This window comes from Streptomyces sp. NPDC093018 (genome assembly GCF_040684035.1).
GTDB classification, from domain to species: Bacteria; Actinomycetota; Actinomycetes; order Streptomycetales; family Streptomycetaceae; genus Streptomyces; species Streptomyces murinus.
This window is the reverse complement of record NZ_JBFBFF010000002.1, coordinates 252,571-276,145: the sequence shown is the minus strand read 5'-3', so window position 1 is coordinate 276,145 and position 23,575 is coordinate 252,571. Positions and strand designations below refer to the sequence as shown.

Genomic DNA, 23,575 nt, shown 5'->3' with positions numbered 1-23,575 from the left:
GTACGGGTCTCGCCGTACGGGTCTCGCCGTGTGGGGCCGGTCAGTGGGCGACCATCGCGAACCGGGTGTCGCCGAGGCCGGTCGCCTGGTGGAGCAGCGCGGTGTTGTCCGGGCCCGCGGCCGGGGCGGTCACCGCGAAGGAGGTGGTCCAGGCGGCGCCGGGGGCGAGGGCCGGTACGGAGGTGTCCGACCAGGTGACGGACCAGCCGGTCGGCAGCCCGGTGGGCGCGTGCACGGTGGTGGCCCCGGTCGCCGCGGACGAGGTGTTGGTGAAGGTCACCGGCACCGTGGTGGTGGCGCCCGCCGGGACGGTGCAGTCACCGGCGGGCGTGCCGGCCTTCGCGGTGAGCGGGCCGTGGCTCGCGGTGTTCGTGAGCGTCCCCATGTTCGCGGAGAACGCGTTGAACCAGCCGCACGCCGCCGGGCCCTCGGCGTCCGGCTCCCACACCACCACGCCCTGCGCCTTGGCCTTGAGGGTGGAGAAGATCGTGTCGATCTGGGTGCCGTCGAGGTATCCGGTGCCGGTGTTGCCGGAGAACGAGGGGCTGATGTACGGGACGACGGGCTGGCCGGGCGCGATGGCCTGGTCGTTGGCCAGGGCGCCGTCGAGGTTGCTGTTCCAGCCGGTCATGCCGGGGGTCTTGTCGAAGTAGGCGCGGGGCGCGAAGAAGTCCAGCAGGCCGGGCGCGTGCAGCTTCTCGACCAGGTCGATGTTGGTGGTCTTCCAGTCGTAGCCGTACGCCCCGACCGGCGCCTTCGGCATGGCCTCGTGGGTCCAGCGGATCAGCTGCTTCCACAGCGCGAAGGCGTTGGTGGCGGCCTGTCCGGAGACCTCGGTGAGGGCGATCGGCTCGAAGTCCAGGACGACGGGGTCGGTGGGGCCGCCGTGGAACTGCTGGACGTAGTCGAGGATCTTGGCCTTGTAGGCGTCCACGGTGGGCAGCGCGCCGCCGTCGCTGTAGCAGCCGGCCGCGTCACAGGTGAGATGGAAGTAGTCGTAGGCGACCGTGGACCGGACCGCGCCGAAGTTCTCCAGTCCCGGCGTCGGCACATTGCGTTCATTGGTATAGACCGTGAAGCCGGAGCGGAGGGCGCGGGCCTGGTCGGCGTGGGCCGCGGGGGCGAGGGCGAGCGCCGGGACGACCGCGGCGGCCAGCGCGGCGGCGACCGAAGCGGTACGGCGCAGGGCGGACAGCACATGCATGGGGATGCCTCCTGGGGCGGGGGGAGAGGGGGTGGCCGTGAAGCGGCTCCAGATTCGGGGCGCTCGACCCGCCGGTCAACGACGAATGCGCCAACCGCGCACAAGCGGAAGCACTCGGAGGAGTCCAGGCGGTGAAATGCCCCGAATGCGGCTCCTCCTTCACCTGCCGGACAGCCGTCGACCGAGCGGACGACCACGCCATGGCCACCATCCGGCCCCCAACTCACCTCCCTCACCTTCTATTTGATTCCGAACACCTCGGAACCCAACCGATTCCCGCCCGATCCTTGACGATCGAACAGCGCGCCCGTTTTCCTGCTCGCCATGAACTCCTCTCCCCCGGTCCCGTCCGTGCTTCCCACCGACGGCCAACTCGCCTGGCAGAAGACCGGGTTCGGGGTCTTCGCACACTTCGGCATCAACACCTTCGCCGGGCGGGAGTGGAGCGACGGCACCCTCGACCCGGGCGGCTTCGCGCCGACGGAGCTGGACGCCGACGAGTGGGCCGAGACCGCGCGGGACGCCGGGGCCGCGCACCTCATCGTGACCGCCAAGCACCACGACGGCTTCTGCCTGTGGCAGACGGACACCACGGACTACGGGGTGGGTTCGGCGCCCTGGCGCTCCGGGCGCGGCGATGTGGTCGCCGAACTCGCCGCGGCCTGCGAGCGCGCCGGCATCGGCCTCGGCGTCTACCTCTCCCCCTGGGACCGCAACGCCCCCTGCTATGCCGACCCGGCGGCCTACGACCGGTTCTACCGACGGCAGTTGACCGAGCTGTGCACCCGGTACGGGCCGCTGGCCGAGGTCTGGTTCGACGGGGCGGGATCGGCGGGCCGTACGTACGACTGGCCGGGCGTCGCCGCCGTCCTGGAGCGGCATCAGCCACAGGCCATGGTGTTCAACCTCGGCCGCCCCACGATCCGCTGGGTCGGCAATGAGGACGGGCTCGCCGCCGACCCCTGCTGGTACACCGTCGAGCGCACCGAGGTGAGCCTGTACGACAGCGACGCGGCGGCCCTGCCGCGCCCGATGTATCTGCCGCCGGAGTGCGATGTGTCCATCCGCCGGCACTGGTTCTGGCACCCCGGCGACGAGGCGTCGCTCAAGAGCCGGGAGCATCTGCTGGCCGTCTGGTACCGCTCGGTCGGCCTCGGTGCCGGGCTGCTGCTGAACGTGCCGCCGGACCGGCGCGGGCGGATCGACGCGGCGGACCGGTCCCGGCTGCTGGAGTTCACCGGCGAGGTCCGCCGCCGGTTCGCCGATCCGCTGACGGCGGTGGTCGAGCGGGCGCCGGGGAAGGTGCGGCTGCGGTTCGCGGAGCCGGTCGCCGTGGACCATGTGGAGCTGGCGGAGGAGCTGAGCGGCGGCCAGCGGGTCACCGGGCACCGGATCACCGCCGACGGGCGCGAGGTCGCGGCCGGGGGGACGGTCGGGGTGCGCCGGGTGCACGCCTTCCCCGAGGCGCGGGCCCGGGTGATCGAGGCCGAACTGACCGGCGCGGCACCGGAGACGGCCCTGCGCGCCTTTCACACCGGGCACGGGGGCCTGCCCGCCCTGGAGGAACAGCCGGCGGTCGACGAGGGACGCGCGGACACGCCACCCCTCGCACGCTGACCCGACGCTCCGGCTCCGGCTCCGGCTCCGGACCCTGAAGTGAACCTCTCCCCCTGCGCACGCCACTCCGTCTGATCGAGCGCGACAACCTCAATGAGCTCATCCAGGTCGTCGAGGCGGCGGAACACGGTCCCGTCTCCGAGGAGGAGGTGCAGGCGCTGCGCGATCGGCTGCACGAGGCACGCACCCTCGTCCTCGACAGCGAGAGCCTGGCCAAGGCCGTGCTGCGCGATCGCACAATCACCGCCTGGCTCGCCCTCGCCGCTCCCGGCCCCGTCACAGTCCTCGGCTCGGACAGCGAGGACCTGACCGCCCTGTGCGGGGAACGGGTCACCGTCATCAAGGTGTGAACGAGTCGGACGGCAGGCCCGCGGAAGCCGGTCAGGCCGAGCGTTTCCGTGCGGTCGTCTTCTTCGCCGCCGTCTTCTTCCCCACGCCCGCCTTCGCCGTGCTCGCCTTCGCCGTGCCCGCCTTCGCCGTGCTCGATCGCGCGGTGCTGGTGCTCTTCTTCGCCGGCTCGGTCGACTTCGAGGTGGACTTTCTGGCCGGGGCCTTCTTGGCGGTGGTCTTCCGTGCCGTGGAGGTGGACTTCTTGGTGCCCGTCTCCTTGGGGGTGGAGCGGCGGTCCGGCAGGGATCTGACCTCGGCCTCGCCGGTGGGTTCGCGGGATTCGCGGGCGGCACGGACGCTGTTCTCCAGGGCGGCCATCAGGTCGAGGACCTTGCCGCCCTCCGCCGGTTCGGGGGCCTGCGGGGGTGTCTCGCCCGCGGCCTTGGCGGCGATGACCTCCTCCAGGGCCTCCCGGTACTCATCGTGCAGATCCGCCATCTCCACCTCGCCGAGGGTGTCCATCAGGGCGTCCGCGAGATCGAGTTCCTTGTCCCGGATCGTGACGTCCACGTCCGGGGCGACGCCCTCGGGTGCCCGTACCTCGTCCGGCCAGAGCAGGGCGTGCATGGCGATCGCATCGCCGACCACCCGCAGCATCCCGAGCCGCTCCCGGCCGCGCAGCGCGAACTTGGCGATGGCGACCTTGTTGCTGCGCTTGAGGGCCTCGCGAAGAAGGGTGTACGGCTTGGCGGCGGGGGCGCCGCTCGCGGCGAGGTAGTACGCCGCGCCCATCTGGAGCGGGTCGATCTTGTCGGCCGGCACGAAGGCGACGATCTCGATGGTCCGGGCCGTCGGGATCGGCAGATGGGACAGGTCCTCGTCGGTTATCGGCACGATGGTGCCGTCCGCGTCCTCGTACGCCTTGCCGATCTCGGACTGGCTGACCTCGCGGTCCTCCACCTCGCACACCTTGCGGTAGCGGATGCGGCCGTTGTCCTCGGTGTGGATCTGACGGAAGGAGATCGCATGGCTCTCGGTCGCGTTGACCAGCTTGATCGGGATGCTGACCAGCCCGAAGGAGATGGCGCCGTTCCATATCGATCGCACGTGCCGCACCCGTCCTTTCCCATGGGGACCGGTTTGTCTGGGATTGTCATCCTATGACGCCCATCACGGAGGTGGCGGGGCGGCGGGTCCCGCTGACCAACCTGGAGAAGGTGCTGTATCCGGCGACCGGCTTCACCAAGGCGGAGCTGGTGCACTACTACGCGACCACCGCCGACGCGCTGCTCCCGCATCTGCGCGACCGCGCGGTGTCCTTCCTGCGCTACCCCGACGGCCCCGAGGGCCAGGTGTTCTTCACCAAGAACGTGCCGCCGGGTACGCCCGAGTGGGTCACGACCGCCGAGGTGCCGAGGTCCTCGGCGCAGGGCCCGGCCCGGATGGTCGTCGTACAGGATCTGCCGAGCCTGGTGTGGGCGGCGAACCTGGTCGCCGAGTTCCACACCCACCAGTGGCTGGTGGGCTCGCCGGAGGAGGCCGACCGGCTGGTGTTCGACCTCGATCCCGGGGCGCCGGCGACCGTCGTGCAGTGCTGCGAGGTCGCCCGGTGGCTGCGCGAGCGGCTCGCGGCGGACGGGATCGAGGCGTACCCGAAGACGGCCGGGTCCAAGGGGCTGCATCTGCTGGCGGCGGTCTGCGGCGCCTCCCCGGAGCGGACCAGCGAGTACGCCAAGGCGCTCGCGGTGGAGGCGGAGCGTGCGCTGCCCCGGCTGGTGGTGCACCGGATGACCAAGAGCCTGCGGCCCGGGAAGGTGTTCGTGGACTGGAGCCAGAACGCGGCCCGCAAGACCACCGCCACCCCCTACACCCTGCGCGCCCGCCGCACCCCCCTGGTCTCCGCGCCCGTGACCTGGGACGAGATCGCCGACTGCCGCTCACCGGGGCGGCTGGAGTTCCAGGCCGAGGACATCGCACCCCGCCTGCGGCAACACGGCGACCTGATGGCCCCCCTGCTGGACCGGCACCGGGCAGCCCCCCTCCCGGAAGCTCCCTAGGCGCGCTGTTCTCACGCGGGCGTATCCGTACATCCGGCCGACGGACCCGCCCCGTCTACTGCGTTTTCAGTACGCCGGACTGTCGGCAGCCGCACGACGACAGGCTGCCCTTCGCGCAGACACGCTAGGCAGACGTTCGAATCATCAGATATGGAGATCTTCTGCCGTGGCAACATTTCTCTGTCGCGTGGGCCGGCTGGCCTTCAGGCGGCGCTGGTACGTCGTCCTGGTCTGGGCGGCGGTTCTGGTCGCCACGGGGCTGGGAGCCCTGAAGGCTCCCGCGGCCGTCGATGACGGGCTCTCGATGCCGGGCATCGAGTCCCAGAAGGCTTTCGACCTCCTGGAGGAGCGCTTCCCCGGCGAGACGGCCGACACCGCGTCCGCGACGATCGTCTTCATCGCCCCGGCCGGAGAGAAGATCACCGCGGCCGGGAACGAGCAGACCGTCAAGAGGGCTGTCGCCGAGTTCGGCCGGGGCGCGAACGTCGCGAGCGTCGACAACCCCTTTGAGACGGGAGGGGTCAGCGCCAACGGCACGACCGCGTTCACCACCGTCGCCTTCAAGATCGCCGCCGGCGACCTGGCCGATGCCGATCGGGCACCGGTGAAGCGGACCATCGCCGAGGCCAGGCACTCCGGGCTGACCGTGGAAACCAGTGGTTCGGCACTCTCCGAAGGCGGCGGGCCGGGCGGCACGGCCGAACTGGTCGGCATATCGGTCGCCGCCCTCGTGCTCCTCCTCACGTTCGGCTCCCTCGCGGCCGCCGGGCTCCCTCTGCTGACAGCCGTCGTCGGCGTCGGCGTGAGCATGGCCGCGATCCTCGTCCTGTCCAGCCCGCTGGGCCTCTCCGACACCACCGGCACCCTGGCCATGATGCTGGGCCTCGCGGTCGGCATCGACTACGCGCTGTTCATCGTCTCCCGCTACCGGGAGGAACGTGCCGGGGGGCGCACGGCCCGGGAGGCGAGCGAGGCGGCCGTCGCCACGGCCGGTTCCTCCGTCGTGTTCGCGGGCCTGACCGTCGTGATCGCCCTGGCCGGTCTCTCCGTCGTCGGTGTGCCGATGCTCACCGAGATGGGACTGGCTGCCGCCGGAGCCGTCGCCCTCGCGGTCATGATCGCGCTGACCCTCGTCCCGGCCCTGCTCGGCTTCTGGCCGGACGCGGTACTGGCCCGCGGGATCCGCAGGAGCACCGGCGGCCGGCAGAATTCCGTCGCCACCCGCTGGGCCAGGTTCGTGCAGCGCCGGCCCGTTCCCGTGCTGCTCCTGGGAATCACCGGTCTCGGTGCCCTCGCCCTGCCGGTGGCAGACCTGCGGCTGGGGATGCCCGGGGACGAGTCCCTGCCCCGCACCACCACCGAACGCCGGGCCTACGACGCGCTGGCCGAGGGCTTCGGGCCGGGCTTCAACGGCCCGCTGACCATCGTCGTGGACGCCAGAAACGCCGCGAAGCCCCGCGCCGCCGTCGGCACCGTCGTCCGGGAGATACACGGCACGAAGGGCGTCGTCTCCGTGTCCGAGCCCCATTTCAACCGGGCCGGGGACACCGCCGTCTTCTCCGCCGTACCGTCCACCGCGCCCACCGACGAGAAGACCGTCGATCTGGTGACGGTCATCCGGCACGAGCGCCCCGGGGTCGAGTCCGCCACCGGTGCCGGTTACGAAGTCACCGGCACCACCGCGCTGAACATCGACATGGCCCAGAAGGTCCAGGCATCGCTCGCCCCCTACCTGATCGTCGTGGTCGGTCTGGCGATCTTGCTGTTGATGATGGTCTTCCGGTCCTTGCTCATCCCGCTCAAGGCGGCCCTCGGCTTCCTGCTGTCCGTACTGGCCTCTCTGGGCGCGGTCGTCATGGTCTTCCAGCAGGGCCACGGCGCGCAGCTGTTCGACGTGCAGCAGACCGGTCCGATCATGAGCCTGATGCCGGTCTTCCTGGTGGGCATCGTCTTCGGCCTCGCAATGGACTACGAGGTGTTCCTGGTCTCCCGGATGCGGGAGGCGTACGTCCGCGGCGAGAGGGCCGACCGGGCCGTCAGGTCCGGCTTCACCCGCAGTGCCCAGGTTGTCATGGCAGCCGCTCTCATCATGATCGCGGTGTTCGCCGGGTTCATCACGGAGAGCGACTCCATGATCAAGATGATCGGTTTTGGACTTGCCGCCGCTGTCCTCTTCGACGCCTTCGTCGTCCGGATGGCCCTGGTGCCCGCGGTGCTCGCCCTGCTCGGCGACAGGGCCTGGTGGCTGCCGAGGCGGCTGGGCCGGGTGCTCCCCCGGATCGATGTGGAAGGCGAGGCCCTCAGCCGGCCGAGGACGGAGTCCGGCCGGGAGGCCGTCCCCGAGTCCGCGCGCACCTGACCCGGCACCGTCCGCAGGCCGTCCGTCCGGGGAGACGGACGGCCTCCGGGGCCGACCGGGACGACCATAATGAAACAGGCGCCCACTGACCGGAGAACCAGATGAGAACGGCAACCGAGCGGCCCAGCGCGAACCGTCTGGAGAAGATCGGCGAACGACGCCCCTTTGCCGTCGACCTCGCGGCAGCCCTGGCACTGTCGGCCTGCGCGGCCTTCGGCATCTGGCTCAATCTGCCCGGCCAGAAACCACCGGACTACGACAAAGCCGCCGTCGCCCTCATGGGGGCGTCCGGCCTCGTCCTGCTCGGGCGACGTGCCCGTCCGCGCCTCGCCGTCACCGTCTCCGCCGTGTGCACAGCGGGTACCGCCGCCCTGGGCTATCTGCTCACACCCCTGCTGTTGGCTCCGCTCATGGGCGCCCTCTACTGGCTCGCCACCCGCACCGGCCCGAAGACCACCCGCCGATACGGCATTGCCACCGTGCTCGCCGTGACCCTCACGGCCGTGCTCACCGACCTCAAGGACCCCGTTACCCTGCCCCTGCAGATGTTCGGCCCGGCCTGCTGGCTGGCCCTTCCCCTCTTCGCCGGCAACATGGCACGGCTGCGGTGGGCCTACCTCCAAGCCGCACAGCACCGGGCCGAGCGCGCCGAGCGCACCCGGGAGGAGGAGGCCCGGTTGCGGGTCGCCGAGGAACGCGTCCGCATCGCCCGCGAGCTCCACGACGTGGTCGCCCACCACATGGCGCTGGCCAACGCACAGGCCGGCACCGCCGCACACCTCGCCCTCAGCAACCCCGAGCAGACCCGGAAGATACTCGTGGGCCTGACGGACACGACCTCCTCCGCGCTGCGCGAACTGAAGACCACCCTCGGCCTGCTCCGGCAGAACGACGACCCTTCGGGCGACTCCTCGCTCAGCCCGCTCCCCGGCCTGGCGCAGCTGCCGGACCTCGTCGAGGCGTGCGCGTCGGCAGGTCTGGAGGCGACGGTGACGACCGAAGGAGAACCCCGGCCACTGCCACCGGGCGTCGACCTGACCGCCTACCGGATCGTGCAGGAGGCGCTGACCAACGTCGCCAAGCACGCCACCACCAGGACCGCCCGTGTGCACCTCGCGCACACGGGATCCCACCTGGCGATCTCGGTGATCAACGACGGGGCGCCCCGGCTCCGCACCCCGCGGGACGGTGGATTCGGCCTGCTGGGAATGCGGGAGCGTGCCCGCTCCGTGGGCGGCGACCTGACCGCGGGGCCTCGCCCCCACGACGGCTACGCGGTCACCGCGACACTGCCGCTGTCGCCGCCCGTGCGGGAACTCCGGGGACAGACGGCCGCATGAGCATCAAAGTACTGCTCGCCGACGACCAGGCACTGCTGCGGGCCACCTTCCGCATCCTCATCGACTCCTGCCCGGACATGGAGGTGATCGCCGAGGCATGCGACGGCGCGGAGGCCGTCGCCCTAGCGCGCACCCACCGCCCCGACATCGTCCTCATGGACATCCGCATGCCGGGCACCGACGGCCTCGCCGCCACCTCCGCGCTGTGCGCCGACCCGGAGCTTTCGGCCACCCGCGTCCTCATCCTGACCACGTTCGAGACGGAGGACTACGTCGCCCAGGCCCTGCGCGCGGGCGCCAGCGGTTTCCTGGGCAAGGACGTCACCGCCGAGGACCTTCTGGACGGCCTGCGCACCGTGGCCTCCGGCGAGTCACTCCTGTCAGCGGCCGCGACCCGCTCCCTCATCACGCGCTTCCTCATGTCGGCCGACCCCGGCGCCCGCCTCGCAGCCCCCGAACGCCTCGCCGACCTCACGGCACGCGAACGCGAGGTCATGGCGCTGGCCGCGGAAGGTCTCTCGAACTCGGAGATCGCCGAGACCCTCACCGTGAGCCCGCTCACCGCCCGGACGCACATCCACCGGGCCATGACCAAGCTCGGCGCCCGCGACCGGGCCCAGCTCGTCGTCATCGCCTACCAGACAGGACTCGTACGAGCGACGCCCCCTCACCCATGACGACCGGCTGGAGCAGGAGGAACGGAGAGCCGCGGCAATCCGCCGCGGCGCCGCTCCTGCGGGCCGTCCGGGCGGATGCCGGCCCATGTCCTTCCTGCCGTGCATCGCAAGGCGAAGGAGGGCGACATGGCGGAGCCATGGCAACCGACGACAACGCCGCGAGGCGCGGTGCCAGGGCCCGCGAGCCCGGCATGATCCAAACGAGAGGCCCTAGACCTTCTCCCAGGTGCGGCGGTCCCGCGCCAGCGCGTGCAGCGCCGCCACGTCCGCCGGTTTCAGTACGCCGCCCAGCCGGGCCAGTCCCGGCAGGCCCCCTGCGGCCAGGACCCGTATCCCGCGGGGCGCGGCGGTCAGGGTCACCCCGGAGGGGTCGGTCAGGGCGAGCACCGGGCGGACCTCGGCGGTCAGGGCGTAGGCGGCCCGGTCGGCCTGGGCGCGCAGCCGGCGCAGCAGGGGCTCGGCCGCGCGCCGGCCCACGGTGACCATCGGATCGGCGACCCGCACCCGCGCCCTGCGGGCGTACAGCGCATGCACGGCGAACAGGCCGCCGGGGCCGATCAGCAGATGGTGGACCCGGTCGCCGCCGGGCAGCGGCAGCGAGTGCAGGGCGAGCCAGCCCGCGCCCTCCAGGCCGTCGAGCACATCGCCCACGGTCTGCTCGGCCAGCAGGGCGCGCCGGCGCGGGTCGGGGCGCAGCCGGTGTCCGGCGCCGGGGTCGCGGTCGAGGGCGATCAGCAGCGCCTCGCCGGGCCGGTTGGGCGCGAGGTCGTCATCGGGGTGCAGGGTGAGCCGGGCGAGTTCGGCGGCGGTGGGGACCGGGGGCGGGCCCACGGCCACCGGGCCGGTGAGGAAGGGCTTCAGGGCTTCGAGGACCCGGTCCCGCTCGTCCTCGGCGAGCAGGTCGACCCGGCCGGCGGCACGGTCGTACCAGGCGATCCGGCTGCCGTCCGGGCGGCAGACGTACAGCCGGTCCCGGTCCCCGCGGCGGCCCGGCACCACGCGCAGTCCGCTCATGCGCATCACCCCTCGACCATGGGAACAGGCCGGGTGCTTCCCGGGCAAGACCGGCTACCGTGGAGAGCGGCCCTGCGCAGGGGAGTTGGGGAGGCGCCGGTGCGAACCCGCGGAACGCAGCCCGACGTGCCGGCTCCACGGAGCCCGTGGAGCGAGATCGTGCCCGGCCTGTGGATGGGCGGGCACGAGTACCGGGGGCGTACGGGCCGGCTGGAGACGGCCGTCGTACGGGACGAGTTCGATGTGGTGCAGTCGCTGCTGCGGCTGCCGGGCCACGGCCCGGACGCGGGCGTCGAGCACCATGTGTGGCCGATACCGGACGGACCGCTGGACGGCACGCAGCTGGCCGGGGTGATCCGGCTGGCGCGGGCGGCGAACGAGGCGCTGGACGCGGGCCGCCGGGTGCTGGTGCGCTGCTGTCACGGGTACAACCGCTCGGGCCTGGTCGTGGCGCACGCGCTGGTGCAGCGGGGCGGCGCGCCGGACGAGGCCGTCCGGCTGATCCGGGCCCGCCGCTCGGCGTGGGCGCTGCACAACGAGCTGTTCGTGGCGTACCTGCGCACCGGACTGCATACCGTACGGCTCCTTGAGGAACTGGCCGAGTAGCCTCTCTGTCCCGGCACCGGCGCACGGCTCAGGTGCACAGAGCGGACAAAAAGGGGCTTCCTTGGAATCTATGTGCATACTGGCCTACTGACCTGCAAAACCATCGCCTCTGGAGCACCGTGCCCCTCCGTCGCCCTGTGCGCACCGCCTTCGCCGCGGCCGCCGTCGCCCTGTTGTCGGCGACGGCGGCGGCCTGCGGGGACGCCGGCCAGTTGCAGAGCGCCGGGCCGACCCAGACCGCGGACAGCCCCGCCAAGCTCTGGCCCGATCTGCGCCCGGCGTCCAGCCCGGCGTACCCGTACGACGTGGCGACGCGGGAGACCGTCAAGGGCCTGACCGTGCCCGGCGGCGACATACGCAAGATCGATCCGGTGGACATCGTCGAGGCGGAGCTGAAGGCGCACCCGGCCGACTACGGGTCCAAGGGGGCGTTCCACGGGACCGTGGACCGGGTGAAGGACTGCCGTGCGGGCGGCGACCGGGCGCTGTGCCCGCTGCTCAAGCCGTACTACCGGGACCTGACCGGCGACGGCCGGCCCGATCTCACGCTCGGCTTCCGGCTCTACCCGACCAACCAGACGGCGGTCCGGGTCTACACCGTCGAGGGCCGCCATCTGGTGCAGGTGCTGGCCGACAACGACGCGATCCTCGGTGTGGAGCTGGCCGGGCGCGCGCTGATCGAGCGCAATCCGGCGGACATCTCCGGCTACGAGTACCGCACCACCTGGGAGTGGGACCCCGGCCAGCGCGCCATGGTGTTCTCCCGCGACGAGTATCTGCACACCGGCACGGGCCGCCGGATCCACAAGGCGCGCCCCTCCGCGCGCCCGTCCGCCTCTCCCGCCGCCTCCCCGAGCGCGTCATGAGGCTGCTGCTGGCCCGCTGGGCGGGGCCGCTCGCCGTGAAGGCGGCCGTGTTCATCACCGTGATGTGCTGCGCGCTGGCCGCGCTGCTCGGTGTGCTCGTGCATGTCTCGGTGACCGACCAGACCGTCGGCCAGGCCCGCGACCTCGCCCTGTCCCGGCTCTCGGACGCCACCCGCGCCTACGAGGCCGGGGACACCCTGCTGCCCAACGCCGGGGTCGACCCCGAGGGGCTGCCTCACTCGCTGCGGACGCTCGCGATGTCCGGGCGGCGCGGCACCATGGTGTCCACGCACCGGGGGCGGCCGACGATGTGGGCGGCGGGCCCCGTCCAGGGGCACCGGGCGCTCGCCGTGGAGATCGACTACTCGCAGCAGTCCGGCACCATCGCCGGGCTCGACACCTCGATCCTGTGGTCCTCCGCGCTCGCCATCGGCGCGACCGTGCTGGTCGGCGTGTTCGCCGTGTCCCGGGTGACCCGGCGGCTGCACACGACCGCCCGGGTGGCCCGCCGGATCAGCGCGGGCGACCTGGACGCACGGGTCGACGACCCCCGTACGAAGGATCCGGTCCGGCCCCAGGACGAGGTGGCCGCGGTGGCCGCAGCGCTGGACTCGATGGCCGCCTCGCTCCAGGGCAAGCTGCTCAGCGAGCAGCGGTTCACCGCGGATGTGGCGCACGAGCTGCGGACCCCGCTCACCGGGCTGCACGCGGCGGCGGAACTGCTGCCGCCCGGACGGCCGACGGAACTGGTGCGGGACCGGGTGGCCGCGCTGCGCACGCTCACCGAGGACCTGCTGGAGATCTCCCGCCTGGACAGCGGCCGGGAGCGGCTGGAGGCCGACGCCGAGGGGCTGGGGGCGCTCGCCGAGCGGGTGGTGCGGGCGTCGGGGACGGAGACCGAGGTACGGGTCGTACGGGACGCCCTGGTGGAGACGGACCGGCGGCGCCTTGAGCGGGTGCTGGGCAATCTGGTGGCCAACGCGCACAAGCACGGGGCGGCGCCGGTGCTGCTGACCGTGCACGGGCCGGTGGTGACGGTGCGGGACCACGGGGGCGGGTATCCCGAGTACCTGGTCGCGCACGGGCCGCAGCGGTTCCGCACCGAGGGCGGCGCGAAGGGGCACGGGCTCGGGCTGACCATCGCGGTGGGGCAGGCGGAGGTGCTGGGCGCGCGGCTGTCGTTCCGGAACGCGGTGGACGGGGGCGCGGTGGCGACGCTCGTCCTGCCGGTGGCTTGGCGGTCGCAGTAGGGCTCGGGGAGGGCGGTTCGCCGGCGGGTGCGGGCCGTGAGGGTTGATCGCGCCCACGCGGCGGAGCCGTATGTCGGACACAGCCCCGCGCCCCTTTGGGGCGCGTTGTAGTGCGGCGAATTAATCCGGTTTGGGTAAGTTCGCGGCATGACCGACGCCGGAACCGCCGCGGTGACGGCCCCGGCCGCCGTGCCCGTCGTACGGCTGCCCCGGCGCCGCGGTATCGAGCTCGCGCTGATCGTGCTGGCCGTCACGCTGTCGGTGTACGGCTACTGCGCGGTGGGCCTGGCGCGGGCCGGGCGGGTGCCGCCGGGGGCGCTGGCGTACGGGGCCGGGCTCGGGGTGCTCGCGCTGCTCGCCCATCTCGCCGTGCGGCTGCGGGCGCCGTACGCCGATCCGCTGCCGCTGCCCATCGGGGTGCTGCTCAACGGGCTCGGGCTGGTGCTGATCTACCGGCTGGACCTGGAGACACCGGGCGACCGGGCCGCCCCCGCCCAGCTGGTGTGGTCCGCGCTCGGGGTGGCCCTGTTCATCGTCGTCGTCCTGCTGCTGCGCGACCACCGGCTGCTCCAGCGGTACTCCTATGTGTGCGTGGTCGCCGCGCTCGTGCTGCTCCTGCTGCCGATCCTGTTCCCGGCGGTCAACGGCGCCCGGATCTGGATCCGGTTCGCCGGATTCTCCATCCAGCCGGGCGAGTTCGCGAAGGTGCTGCTCGCGGTGTTCTTCGCCGCGTACCTCGCCGCCAACCGCAACGCGCTGGCGTACACCGGCCGCCGGATCTGGCGGCTGCAGTTCCCGACCGGCCGGGTGCTCGGGCCGATCGTGACGATCTGGCTGCTCAGCGTCGGGGTGCTGGTCCTGGAGCGGGACCTCGGCACCTCGCTGCTGTTCTTCGGGCTGTTCGTGGTGCTGCTGTACGTCGCCACCGGGCGCACCGGCTGGATCGCGGTGGGGCTGGTGCTCGCCGTGCTGGGCGCGGTGGCCGTCGGCCGGGTGGAGCCGCATGTGGGCGGCCGGATCGCGGACTGGCTGCACCCGTTCGCCACCATCGAGGCCGGGCGGGGTCCCAACCAGCTGTCCCAGTCGCTGTTCGCGTTCGCGGCGGGCGGCCTGCTCGGCACCGGGCTCGGGCTCGGGCACTCGGTGCTCATCGGCTTCGCCACCAAGTCGGACTTCATCCTGGCCACGGCCGGCGAGGAACTGGGCCTCGCGGGGCTCGCGGCGATCATCCTGCTGTACGCGCTGCTGGTGGAGCGCGGCTACCGGGCGGGCCTCGCGCTGCGCGAGCCGTTCGGGCGGCTGCTCGCGGTGGGGCTCGCCTCGATCCTGGCGCTCCAGGTGTTCGTGATCGCGGGCGGGGTCACCGGACTGATCCCGCTGACCGGCATGGCGATGCCCTTCCTCGCCCAGGGCGGCTCCTCGGTGGTCACCAACTGGACGATCGTGGCCCTGCTGATCCGGGTGAGCGACTCGGCGCGCAGCCAGTACGACGGCAGGGAGGCGCCATGAGCGACTACACCGGGATGGGCGGCGAGGGCGGGCGGCCGATGGCCCGGTACATCCGGCACGCCTGCGCGTTCTGCACCCTGCTGCTCGCGGCGCTGCTGGTGAACGCGGCCCGGGTGCAGCTCGTCCAGGCCGGCGACTACACCGGCAATCCGGCCAACCGCCGTGCGGCCATCGCCCGTTACCAGCAGCCGCGCGGCGACATCCTGGTCGACGGCAAACCGGTCACCGGCTCCGTGGACACCCATGAGCAGCTGCGCTACGAACGCGCCTACCAAAACGGCCCGCTGTACGCGCCGGTGACCGGCTTCGCCTCCCAGTCGTACGGCACCACGTTCCTGGAGCACTCCGAGGACGGGGTGCTCTCCGGCGCCGATCCGATGCTCGCGCCGCTGCCGCTGTGGAACGACCTGACCCGGGGCCTGGAACCGGGCGGGAACGTCGTGACGACCCTCAACCGGGCGGCGCAGGAGGCGGCTTACCGGGGGCTGGGCGGGCGCAAGGGCGCGGTGGCCGCCGTCGACCCCTCGACCGGGCGGATCCTGGCCCTGGTGACGAGCCCGTCGTACGACCCGGCCCAGCTCTCCGGCAACGCCGAGTCGGTGGCGTCCGCGTGGGCGCGGCTCAACGGCGACCCGGACAAGCCGATGCTCAACCGGGCGGTACGGCAGACGTATCCGCCGGGTTCGACGTTCAAGGTGGTCACCGCGGCGGCGGCGCTGGACGCGGGGGTGGTCACCGATCCGGACGCGCGCACCGACTCCCCCGACCCCTATCGGCTGCCCGGCACCCGCACCACGCTGACCAACGAGGCCGACGGCTGTGTGGACACCTCGCTGCGGGACGCCTTCGAGTGGTCCTGCAACACGGTCTTCGCCAAGCTGGGCGTGGACGTCGGGGTGCGGGACATGACGGCCACGGCGGAGGCGTTCGGGTTCAACGACGGCGGGCTGCGCGTGCCCTTCTCGGTCGCGCCCAGCACCTTCGACTCCCATGTGGACAACGCCCAGTTGGCGCTCTCCTCGATCGGGCAGTACAACACCCGCGCCACCCCGCTCCAGATGGCGATGGTCGCGGCGGCCGTCGCCGACGACGGGCGGCTGCACACGCCGTACCTGGTGGAGCGGACGACCCGGCACGACGGCGAGACGCTCGCGGGCAGCGGGACGCATCCGGTGCGCCAGGTCATGCGTCCGTACACGGCCGCGCAGTTGAAGGAGCTGATGACCGGGGTGGTGCGGGAGGGCACCGGCACCCGGGCGGCGATCCCCGGCGCGATCGTCGGCGGCAAGACCGGCACGGCGCAGCACGGGGTGGGCAACACCGGTCTGCCGTACGCCTGGTTCGTCTCCTGGGCGCAGGACCAGGACGCGGTGGAGCCGGCGGTCGCGGTCGCGGTGGTGGTGGAGGACGCCTCGGCGGACCGGGGCGAGATCAGCGGCGGGGGCGACGCGGCGCCGATCGCCCGGGACGTGATGCGGGCGGTGCTCGGCCGGTGAGACGGGGCTGCCGCGGGCGGCCCGGATCTCCTTAGGGTGCGACCATGACGGATACCGCACCCGCGCACGAACTGGCCCAGGTGAACATCGCCCGCCTCAAACACCCGCTGGACTCGGCCGAGTTGAAGGACTTCGTCGACGGACTCGACCCCGTGAACGCGGTCGCCGACGCCTCGGACGGCTTCGTGTGGCGACTCAAGAGCGACTCCGGCAACGCGACCGACGTCCCGGTGCTCGGGGACGCGTGGCTGATCGTCAACCTGTCGGTGTGGCGGGACGCGGAGGCGCTCACCGCGTTCATGTACCGGGGGCAGCACCGGGAGTTGCTGGCGCGGCGCCGGGAGTTCTTCGAGCGGCTGGAGGAAGCCGTGACCGCGCTGTGGTGGGTGCCGGCCGGCCACCGCCCGGCGGTCGCCGAGGCGGAGGACCGGCTGCTGCACCTGAGGGCGCACGGCCCGACGCCGTACGCCTTCACACTGCGGGCGCCGTTCGCGCCCGGGGAGGAGGCGGCGGTCAGCCGATCGGCTTGACCGCCTCGGAGCGGACCTGGAGGGTCTCCTTGGCGAGCGCGGCCAGGTCGACCTGTGAGGGTTCCTGCGACATGACGCTCATGTCCACGACGACGATCGTGGCGGCCGTGTTGCCGTCGGCCCAGGCGCAGGAGGGCATGGTGATCTTCGTGCCGGCCTGGTCCTGGACCAGCACCTCGCAGCTGATGGTGATGTCCAGGTCGAAGTCCTTGGCGGGCACGGCGACCGTGGTGCCGGCGCTCTCGGCGCCGCCCTTCATCATGTTCCGGCGGATCTGGTCCGCGTCCTTGAGCCGGCCGTACATGCCCGACACCACCAGGGTGCCCTTGGTCGCGTCACCTCCCAGAGCGTACGTGCCCACCACGGCGTGCACGTCCTTGGCGTTCCAGGAGGAGTTCGCCTCGCTCTCGATCGCCTGGCCGTCGGCGCCGGAGAGGTCCTTGGAGAAGGTGTACTTGTCGTCGAGCAGCGTCTTGGGCAGCGTCAGCTTGTTCTTGGCGTCGGGGAAGGTGTTCGCCGCCTTGTAGCCGATCGCGCCGAGGGCGACCAGACCGCCCACGATCAGCACGACCACTCCGCCGACGATCCCGAGGATCAGACCGACCCGGCTCTTCTTCGGAGGCGGCGGCACGACGGGCGGCATACCGCCCCAGCCCTGGTACGGCGGCTGCTGCGGGCCCCCGGGCTGGGGGCCCTGCTGGGGCTGGGGGTACGGCGAACCGCCGTACGGACCGGGGTTCTGCGGCTGCGGCTGCCCGTAGGGAGACTGCTGACCGTAAGGGGGCTGCTGGCCGTAAGGGGCCTGCTGGCCGTACGGGGAACCGGGCTGGTTCGGGTACGGCGGCTGCTGCGGCGACGGAGGCATGGACACGCCAGCACGCTACTGCACTCGGGTGAACGGACGGGCACCGAGTCGGCACCGGTCCCGCCCCGTTCCCTCACCGCCACCGGCCCGCTCAGCCCTCCTGCGCCCCCGTCTCGATCGCCTCCCCCACCTCCGCGACCCTCGCCCGCTCCTCCGCCGCGAAGCGCCGGGCGTCCAGCTGGTCGGCCAACTCCTCGTCCTGGGCCATCAGCTGCTCCAGATCGGAGTCGCCCAGCTCCAGCACGCCGAGGTCGGCGTACGCCCGCCGGAGCCGCTCGCCCCACAGGCCGATGTCCTTGACGCAGGGCACGATGCGGCTGAACAGCAGCTTGCGGAAGAGCTGGAGGAACTCGGTGTGCTCGGTGAGCTCCTCGGCCTCGGCGCGCGGGATGCCGAAGTTCTCCAGCACCTCCACGCCGCGCAGCCGGTCGCGCATCAGATAGCAGCCCTCGACGACGAACTCCTCGCGCTCGCGCAGTTCGGCGTCGGTGAGCTGCCGGTAGTAGTCGCGCAGCGCCATCCGGCCGAAGGCCACGTGCCGGGCCTCGTCCTGCATGACGTACGTGAGGATCTGCCGGGGCAGCGGCTTGTCGGTGGTGTCCCGGATCAGGCCGAAGGCGGCGAGCGCCAGCCCCTCGATGAGCACCTGCATGCCGAGGTAGGGCATGTCCCAGCGGCTGTCGCGCAGGGTGTCGCCCAGCAGCGCCCGGAGGTTGTCGTTGATCGGGTAGACGAGCCCGATCTTCTCTGTCAGGAACCGGCTGTAGATCTCGGCGTGCCGGGCCTCGTCCATGGTCTGGGTCGCGGAGTAGAACTTGGCGTCCAGGTCGGGCACCGACTCCACGATCCGGGCGGCGCAGATCATCGCGCCCTGCTCGCCGTGCAGGAACTGGCTGAACTGCCAGGAGGCGAAGTGCCGGCGCAGCTCGCCCCGCTCGCGCTCGCTCATCCGGTCCCAGTACGGCGTCCCGTACAGGACCGTCGCCTCGTCGGGGGTGCCGAGCACGTCGTGCGGGTCGACCTCCAGGTCCCAGTCGATGCGCCGGGTGGCGTCCCACTGCTTGTCCTTGCCCTTCTGGTACAGGGCCAGCAGCCGCTCGCGGCCGTCGTCGTACTCCCAGCTGAACCGGGCCGCGCCGGACGCGGGCACCTGCCAGGTGGGCTCTCCGGGTTCGTCGGCGTACAGGTCATGGGTGGACATATCTCGCAGGCTCACACGTAGACACGCGGTCAACAAGTCCTGCGCAGGGGATTGACGGCCTTGCTGACAGGCAGTCTCATAAGTTACGGACGACATACCCCCGGGTAACGAGGTGAGGGAGCCATGACGACCCTGACGGAAGCGGACGCGCTGGACGGCCTGCGCGACGCGCTCGGCCTGCTCAAGGACCGGGAGCAGGTGGCCGAACGGCTGCTGGTCTCCTCCGCCAAGCACTCCTTCGACCCCGACAAGGAGCTGGACTGGGACGCGCCCTTCGAGGAGGGCAAGTGGTTCTGGCCGCCGGAGCTGGTCTCGCTGTACGGCACGCCGATGTGGCAGCGGATGAGCGAGGAGCAGCGCATCCTGCTCTCCCGGCACGAGGCGGCGGCGCTGGCCTCGCTCGGCATCTGGTTCGAACTCATCCTGATGCAGCTGCTGGTGCGGCACATCTACGACAAGTCCGCCACCAGCGCGCATGTGCGCTACGCCCTCACCGAGATCGAGGACGAGTGCCGCCACTCGAAGATGTTCGCGCGCCTGATCGAGCGCGGCGACACCCCCTGGTACCCGGTCAGCAAGGCGCACCTGAACCTGGGCCGCCTCTTCAAGACCATCTCCACCACCCCGGGTTCCTTCACGGCGACCCTGCTGGGCGAGGAGGTCCTGGACTGGATGCAGCGCCTGACCTTCCCGGACGAGCGGGTGCAGCCGCTGGTCCGGGGCGTGACCCGGATCCATGTGGTCGAGGAGGCGCGCCATGTGCGGTACGCCCGTGAGGAGTTGCGCCGCCAGATGGTGACCGCCCCGCGCTGGTCCCAGGAGTTCACCCGGGTGACCTCCGGCGAGTTCGCGCGCATCTTCTCCGTCGCCTTCGTCAACCCGGAGGTGTACACCAACGTCGGGCTCGACAAGCGCGAGGCCATGGCCCAGGTCAAGGCCAGCGGCCACCGCCGCGAGATCATGCAGACCGGCGCCAAGCGGCTGACCGACTTCCTGGACGACATCGGCGTGCTGCGGGGGGCCGGACGGCGGCTGTGGCAGTCCTCGGGACTGCTGGCGTAGCGGAACGCGCGAAGTCCCCGCCGAGGGACCCCTTTCCCCCGGCGGGGACTTCGGTATGACGGCCGGCCGCTCTCCTACTCGTGGGCGCTGAGCACACCGCCGTTGCTGAGCACGATGTACACGCCGTTGGCGTCGAGACCGACGTCGTGCCGGTCCTTCGTCTCGATGGTGGCCGCCACCCCGTCATGGCCGATGATCTGCGCGCGGTAGCGCAGCTCGCCGAACTTCGTCACCTTGACGGTCCAGCCGCCCGCGACCTCGAAGGTGCCCGGACCCTGGTGACCGCCGCCCATCCAGGCGTGCACCTCGCCGCCCAGGGTGAGCACGATGAACATGTCGTTGGCGTCGAGCCCGGCGTCGTGCCCGTTCGTGTCCAGGGTGGCCAGGACCGCGCCGCGGTTGACGATCTTGGCGCGGTAGCTCTGCTCACCGAGCCGGTAGATCTCGGCCGTGCTGCCGTCCGGCAGTTTCTGGGTGCGCTCCGGGGCCGACTTCTTCGCCGCGGCTGCCGACACGGCGACGCGGTGCGCGCCACCGGCGGCGGCGGACGTGGCCGCGTGGGCGGAGACGGCGGCCAAGGAGAGCGCGGCGGCCGCGGCGACGGCCACCAGGCCACCGGTACGGGCGGTGCGAGCGGTACGGCCGGTGCGGCGCACAGTGCGAGCGATCATGATCGAAATCCCCCTCGGGCATCGGGTGGTCATTCCCTACGCCCCGTCAGATGACGTCACTTCAGGCGGAGTTCACCCGGTTCTGTCCGCACTTGGTAACAACGCGAAGGCTCCTAGACCTCCGCGGCCGTACCGCTGAGGGCGACGAGCGCGGCGACCCCCTCGACCGCCAGGACCTCGTCACGGGCGCCGGTGCACAGGGCCGCGTCGAGGCGGCCGAGGCGCGTGCCCGCCCCTTCGAGGACGGCGGAACCCTCCAGTACGACGACGAGCAGCACGGGCGCGACGGGCGGGGCGGGCAGCGCCAGCCGCCCGCGTACGATCTCCACCCGCGCGGTGGCCCGGCCGCGCCGGGTCATCACGTTGAAGTCGACGAGCGGGCCGCCGAGCAGCCGGCAGTCGGTTTCGGCGTCCCCGGGGAAGGCGAAGGGGACGTACGGTTCGGCCACCGGGTGCGGGGTCCCGTCGACGGTGAGCACCATGCCGGGCCCTTCGACCAGGGTGATGACCCGGTCGACCTCCTCGAAGCGGGAGAACGGGCCGCCCCGGGCCACATCGGCGAGACTGACGCGCCACGCGAAGTCCGCCATGTCCGCGCCCTCGGGAGCCGCGGCGATCTCACGGGTCAGCCCGCCCCCGTTCTTCCACGGCGCCGCCGTACGTCCCTCGGCCCTCAGCACCCGCACCGTCATCCCGCACTCCCTCTCGTCCGCTGTCCCCCGTGTGTATCCGCGGACCGCCCCCGCTGTCGAGCGCGGTAGGCCGACCGGCACGCGGCGCCCGCCCGGACCTGCAAGTTACGCTGCCTGGCATGACCCCCCAGACCGCCACCCCCGCGTATCGCCGGCTCAGTGTCGAGGAGCGGCGGCGCCAGCTGCTCGACGCGGCACTGACGCTGTTCGCGCACCGGGCCCCCGAGGACGTGTCGCTGGACGACGTGGCGGAGGCGGCCGGGGTGTCGCGGCCACTGGTGTACCGGTACTTCCCCGGCGGCAAGCAGCAGCTGTACGAGGCCGCGCTGGGGTCGGCCGCGGACGAGCTGCGGCAGTGCTTCGACGAGCCCCGCACCGGCTCCCCGCTGACCCGGCTGACCCGCGCCCTCACCCGCTATCTGACCTTCGTCGACGAGCACGACACCGGCTTCGCGGCGCTGCTGCGGGGCGGCAGCGTGGTGGAGACCTCGCGCACCACGGCCATCGTGGACGGGGTACGGCGGGCCGCCGCCGAGCACATTCTCAGCCATCTCGGCGCCACCGACCCCGGGCCCCGGCTGCGCATGACCATCCGGATGTGGATCACGGCCGTCGAGGCGGCCTCCCTGATCTGGCTGGACGAGGACAAGCAGCCGCCCGCCGATGAACTGCGCGACTGGCTGGTGGACCAGTTCGTCGCCACCCTCTCCGTGACCGCGGCCCGCGACGAGCAGACGGCGGCCCTCGTGGGCACCCTCGCACGGGATGGCCGAGACTGAGACCGTGAAGAGCCAGGACACCCCGTTCGAGGGCGGCCCCATGGACGGACGCGTGCTGTCCGTCCTGCTCGGGCCGACCGGACATCCCCCGAAGACGTACCGCATCCCCGTCCCCAATCCGGACGGCGGCCCGCCCACGGTGTACGTCTACCGGCGCGTGCCGCGCGGCCACAGCAAGCGGCTGGGCCTGATCCAGGGCTGGAAGTACGAGTACGACCCCGACGACACCTCCGGCGGGCGGCTGCGCTGGCCCTGGTCCAAGCCGTCCGGCAAGCCGGGTGACACGCAGGAGTGACAGGGTTGCGCCGAACCGCGCACACGCGGCGCGCGCCCCACAGGAATACGTCTGATTATCGCGGTCGGATAGGCAACGGCAATGCGCCCACCCCTTCCGCACCCGAGGTGATGACGTGTCAGGAAAGCTTGTGCGCCTGGCCTGTACGGCCACGGTGGCGGCCCAGGCCGTCCTCGCGCCCGTGCCCGCCACCGCCGCGCCCGAGCCGCAGCGCTCCGTCTCCCAGCTGCTGACGGATCTCCAGAAGCTGTACCGGCAGACCGAGCAGGCCACCGAGACCTATGACGCCACCGCCGACCGGCTGGGGCGGCAGAAGTCGGAGGTGGCCCGCCTCGACAAGGAGCTGAGCCGCGCCCGGCGCGCCCTGGAGGCGAGCCGTGCCGACGCCGGCCGGCTGGCCCGCCAGCAGTACCAGGGCGCCTCCGGGGGCCTCGGCCCCTATGTCAGCCTGCTGCTCGCCCCGGATCCGCAGCGCGCGCTGGACGAGGGCCATGTGCTCGGCGAACTGGCCCGCCAACGCGCCCGTACGGTCGACCGGTTGACCGGTGCCGAGCGGCACTCGGACACCGTCGCCCGCACCGCCCGCAAGGCCCTCGACACCCAACGGGCCCTCGCCGGGCAGCAGAAGAAGCAGCGCGACGCCGTCCAGGCGAATCTCGCCGACGTGGAACGCCTGCTGGCCACCCTCGACCCGGACCAGCTGACCGCCGTCGACCGCCTCGAACAGCAGGGCGTGACCGCGGCCCAGCGGGCCCTCGCGGGATCGCTCTCCGACGACCACCCGGCCTCCCGCCAGGGCGAACGCGCCGTCCGCTTCGCCCTGAAACAGGTGGGCAAGCCCTACGTCTGGGGCGCGCAGGGCCCCTCCTCCTACGACTGCTCCGGCCTGACCTCCAGTGCCTGGCAGCACGCGGGCACCCCGATCCCGCGCACCAGCCAGGAGCAGTGGCGGCACCTGCGCCACATCCCGCTGCGCCAACTGCGCCCCGGCGACCTGGTGATCTACTTCCCCGAGGCGACCCACGTGGCGATCTACGCGGGCGACGGCAAGGTCGTCCAGGCCCCGAGACCGGGCAGCCGGATCAAGATCTCCCCGGTGGCGTCGAACCCGGTACTGGGCGCCGTACGCCCGGGTTAGCGCCCTTCAGGGGCGCG

General features: G+C 72.1%; 23 protein-coding genes and 1 pseudogene. 17 read left to right on the top strand and 7 right to left on the bottom strand.

Annotated elements, in window-relative coordinates; all coding sequences use genetic code 11:
• Positions 1 to 40: 40 nt before the first annotated feature.
• Positions 41 to 1,204, bottom strand: a complete 1,164-nt coding sequence (locus tag AB0N90_RS05150; protein ID WP_365193096.1) for an NEW3 domain-containing protein — start codon at positions 1,202 to 1,204, stop codon at positions 41 to 43.
• 324 nt (positions 1,205 to 1,528) lie between these two features.
• Between AB0N90_RS05150 and AB0N90_RS05145 the strand changes: the two genes are divergently transcribed.
• The 3 genes and pseudogenes from AB0N90_RS05145 (at position 1,529) to AB0N90_RS05135 (ending at position 3,171) form a co-directional block, all read left to right on the top strand.
• Positions 1,529 to 2,821, top strand: a complete 1,293-nt coding sequence (locus AB0N90_RS05145; RefSeq protein ID WP_365193094.1) for an alpha-L-fucosidase — start codon at positions 1,529 to 1,531, stop codon at positions 2,819 to 2,821.
• Between the two features lie 68 nt (positions 2,822 to 2,889).
• Positions 2,890 to 3,006: pseudogene (locus AB0N90_RS05140) on the top strand (CopG family transcriptional regulator); the annotation flags it as partial.
• Positions 2,980 to 3,171, top strand: a complete 192-nt coding sequence (locus AB0N90_RS05135) for a hypothetical protein (RefSeq protein WP_365193596.1) — start codon at positions 2,980 to 2,982, stop codon at positions 3,169 to 3,171. The pseudogene AB0N90_RS05140 and the gene AB0N90_RS05135, both read left to right, overlap by 27 nt.
• 31 nt (positions 3,172 to 3,202) lie before the next feature.
• Here the strand turns inward: AB0N90_RS05135 and AB0N90_RS05130 are convergent, their stop codons facing one another.
• On the bottom strand, positions 3,203 to 4,258 hold the full coding sequence (locus AB0N90_RS05130; RefSeq protein WP_365193092.1) for a Ku protein: 1,056 nt from the start codon (positions 4,256 to 4,258) through the stop codon (positions 3,203 to 3,205).
• 53 nt (positions 4,259 to 4,311) lie between these two features.
• On the opposite strand from AB0N90_RS05130, the gene ligD reads away from it, so the two are divergent.
• The 4 genes from ligD to AB0N90_RS05110 all read left to right on the top strand — a co-directional run bounded on the left by ligD (position 4,312) and on the right by AB0N90_RS05110 (position 9,584).
• Complete coding sequence (gene ligD / locus AB0N90_RS05125; protein ID WP_365193090.1) at positions 4,312 to 5,208, top strand: non-homologous end-joining DNA ligase; 897 nt, start codon at positions 4,312 to 4,314, stop codon at positions 5,206 to 5,208.
• 166 nt (positions 5,209 to 5,374) lie between these two features.
• Positions 5,375 to 7,567, top strand: coding sequence for an MMPL family transporter (locus AB0N90_RS05120; protein WP_365193089.1), 2,193 nt, complete (start codon positions 5,375 to 5,377; stop codon positions 7,565 to 7,567).
• A gap of 101 nt (positions 7,568 to 7,668) precedes the next feature.
• Positions 7,669 to 8,907, top strand: coding sequence for a sensor histidine kinase (locus AB0N90_RS05115; protein ID WP_365193088.1), 1,239 nt, complete (start codon positions 7,669 to 7,671; stop codon positions 8,905 to 8,907).
• Positions 8,904 to 9,584, top strand: a complete 681-nt coding sequence (locus AB0N90_RS05110) for a response regulator transcription factor (protein WP_365193086.1) — start codon at positions 8,904 to 8,906, stop codon at positions 9,582 to 9,584. Before AB0N90_RS05115 ends, AB0N90_RS05110 begins: the two co-directional genes overlap by 4 nt.
• A gap of 210 nt (positions 9,585 to 9,794) precedes the next feature.
• Here the strand turns inward: AB0N90_RS05110 and AB0N90_RS05105 are convergent, their stop codons facing one another.
• Complete coding sequence (locus tag AB0N90_RS05105; protein WP_365193084.1) at positions 9,795 to 10,598, bottom strand: nuclease-related domain-containing protein; 804 nt, start codon at positions 10,596 to 10,598, stop codon at positions 9,795 to 9,797.
• A gap of 99 nt (positions 10,599 to 10,697) precedes the next feature.
• Here AB0N90_RS05105 and AB0N90_RS05100 point away from each other — a divergent pair, with 99 nt between their 5' ends.
• The 6 genes from AB0N90_RS05100 (at position 10,698) to AB0N90_RS05075 (ending at position 16,855) form a co-directional block, all read left to right on the top strand.
• Positions 10,698 to 11,204 carry a protein phosphatase gene (locus AB0N90_RS05100; RefSeq protein ID WP_365193083.1) on the top strand — a complete coding sequence of 169 codons (507 nt, stop codon included), beginning with the start codon at positions 10,698 to 10,700 and terminating at the stop codon, positions 11,202 to 11,204.
• 119 nt (positions 11,205 to 11,323) lie between these two features.
• Positions 11,324 to 12,070: a hypothetical protein gene (locus tag AB0N90_RS05095; RefSeq protein ID WP_365193082.1), complete on the top strand. Its 747-nt coding sequence runs from the start codon at positions 11,324 to 11,326 to the stop codon at positions 12,068 to 12,070.
• Complete coding sequence (locus AB0N90_RS05090; RefSeq protein WP_365193080.1) at positions 12,067 to 13,320, top strand: HAMP domain-containing sensor histidine kinase; 1,254 nt, start codon at positions 12,067 to 12,069, stop codon at positions 13,318 to 13,320. The genes AB0N90_RS05095 and AB0N90_RS05090 overlap by 4 nt, the downstream gene beginning before the upstream one ends.
• A gap of 147 nt (positions 13,321 to 13,467) precedes the next feature.
• Positions 13,468 to 14,829 (top strand): FtsW/RodA/SpoVE family cell cycle protein, encoded by a 1,362-nt coding sequence (locus tag AB0N90_RS05085; protein ID WP_361674677.1) that lies wholly within the window; start codon positions 13,468 to 13,470, stop codon positions 14,827 to 14,829.
• A 38-nt stretch (positions 14,830 to 14,867) separates the two neighbouring features.
• Positions 14,868 to 16,325 carry a penicillin-binding transpeptidase domain-containing protein gene (locus AB0N90_RS05080; RefSeq protein WP_365193594.1) on the top strand — a complete coding sequence of 486 codons (1,458 nt, stop codon included), beginning with the start codon at positions 14,868 to 14,870 and terminating at the stop codon, positions 16,323 to 16,325.
• 44 nt (positions 16,326 to 16,369) lie between these two features.
• A complete protein-coding gene (locus AB0N90_RS05075; protein WP_136104453.1) occupies positions 16,370 to 16,855 on the top strand; it encodes a DUF3291 domain-containing protein in 486 nt (161 codons plus the stop codon).
• On the opposite strand, the gene AB0N90_RS05070 is transcribed toward AB0N90_RS05075, so the two are convergent.
• Positions 16,839 to 17,720: a hypothetical protein gene (locus AB0N90_RS05070; RefSeq protein ID WP_365193591.1), complete on the bottom strand. Its 882-nt coding sequence runs from the start codon at positions 17,718 to 17,720 to the stop codon at positions 16,839 to 16,841. The two genes, AB0N90_RS05075 and AB0N90_RS05070, sit on opposite strands and share 17 nt — an antisense overlap.
• A gap of 91 nt (positions 17,721 to 17,811) precedes the next feature.
• Positions 17,812 to 18,921 (bottom strand): ferritin-like domain-containing protein, encoded by a 1,110-nt coding sequence (locus tag AB0N90_RS05065; protein WP_365193077.1) that lies wholly within the window; start codon positions 18,919 to 18,921, stop codon positions 17,812 to 17,814.
• A 123-nt stretch (positions 18,922 to 19,044) separates the two neighbouring features.
• On the opposite strand from AB0N90_RS05065, the gene AB0N90_RS05060 reads away from it, so the two are divergent.
• Positions 19,045 to 19,983: a diiron oxygenase gene (locus AB0N90_RS05060; RefSeq protein WP_365193075.1), complete on the top strand. Its 939-nt coding sequence runs from the start codon at positions 19,045 to 19,047 to the stop codon at positions 19,981 to 19,983.
• Between the two features lie 74 nt (positions 19,984 to 20,057).
• On the opposite strand, the gene AB0N90_RS05055 is transcribed toward AB0N90_RS05060, so the two are convergent.
• Positions 20,058 to 20,654 (bottom strand): hypothetical protein, encoded by a 597-nt coding sequence (locus tag AB0N90_RS05055; protein WP_365193073.1) that lies wholly within the window; start codon positions 20,652 to 20,654, stop codon positions 20,058 to 20,060.
• A 113-nt stretch (positions 20,655 to 20,767) separates the two neighbouring features.
• Positions 20,768 to 21,346 carry a HutD family protein gene (locus AB0N90_RS05050; RefSeq protein WP_365193071.1) on the bottom strand — a complete coding sequence of 193 codons (579 nt, stop codon included), beginning with the start codon at positions 21,344 to 21,346 and terminating at the stop codon, positions 20,768 to 20,770.
• Between the two features lie 119 nt (positions 21,347 to 21,465).
• On the opposite strand from AB0N90_RS05050, the gene AB0N90_RS05045 reads away from it, so the two are divergent.
• From AB0N90_RS05045 to AB0N90_RS05035, 3 genes are all read left to right on the top strand, one after another.
• On the top strand, positions 21,466 to 22,125 hold the full coding sequence (locus tag AB0N90_RS05045; RefSeq protein ID WP_365193069.1) for a TetR/AcrR family transcriptional regulator: 660 nt from the start codon (positions 21,466 to 21,468) through the stop codon (positions 22,123 to 22,125).
• The gene (locus AB0N90_RS05040) at positions 22,112 to 22,420 is read left to right on the top strand and encodes a hypothetical protein (protein WP_365193068.1); all 309 of its coding nucleotides are present in this window, start codon (positions 22,112 to 22,114) and stop codon (positions 22,418 to 22,420) included. The genes AB0N90_RS05045 and AB0N90_RS05040 overlap by 14 nt, the downstream gene beginning before the upstream one ends.
• 115 nt (positions 22,421 to 22,535) lie before the next feature.
• Complete coding sequence (locus tag AB0N90_RS05035) at positions 22,536 to 23,558, top strand: NlpC/P60 family protein (RefSeq protein ID WP_365193066.1); 1,023 nt, start codon at positions 22,536 to 22,538, stop codon at positions 23,556 to 23,558.
• Positions 23,559 to 23,575 lie beyond the last annotated feature (17 nt).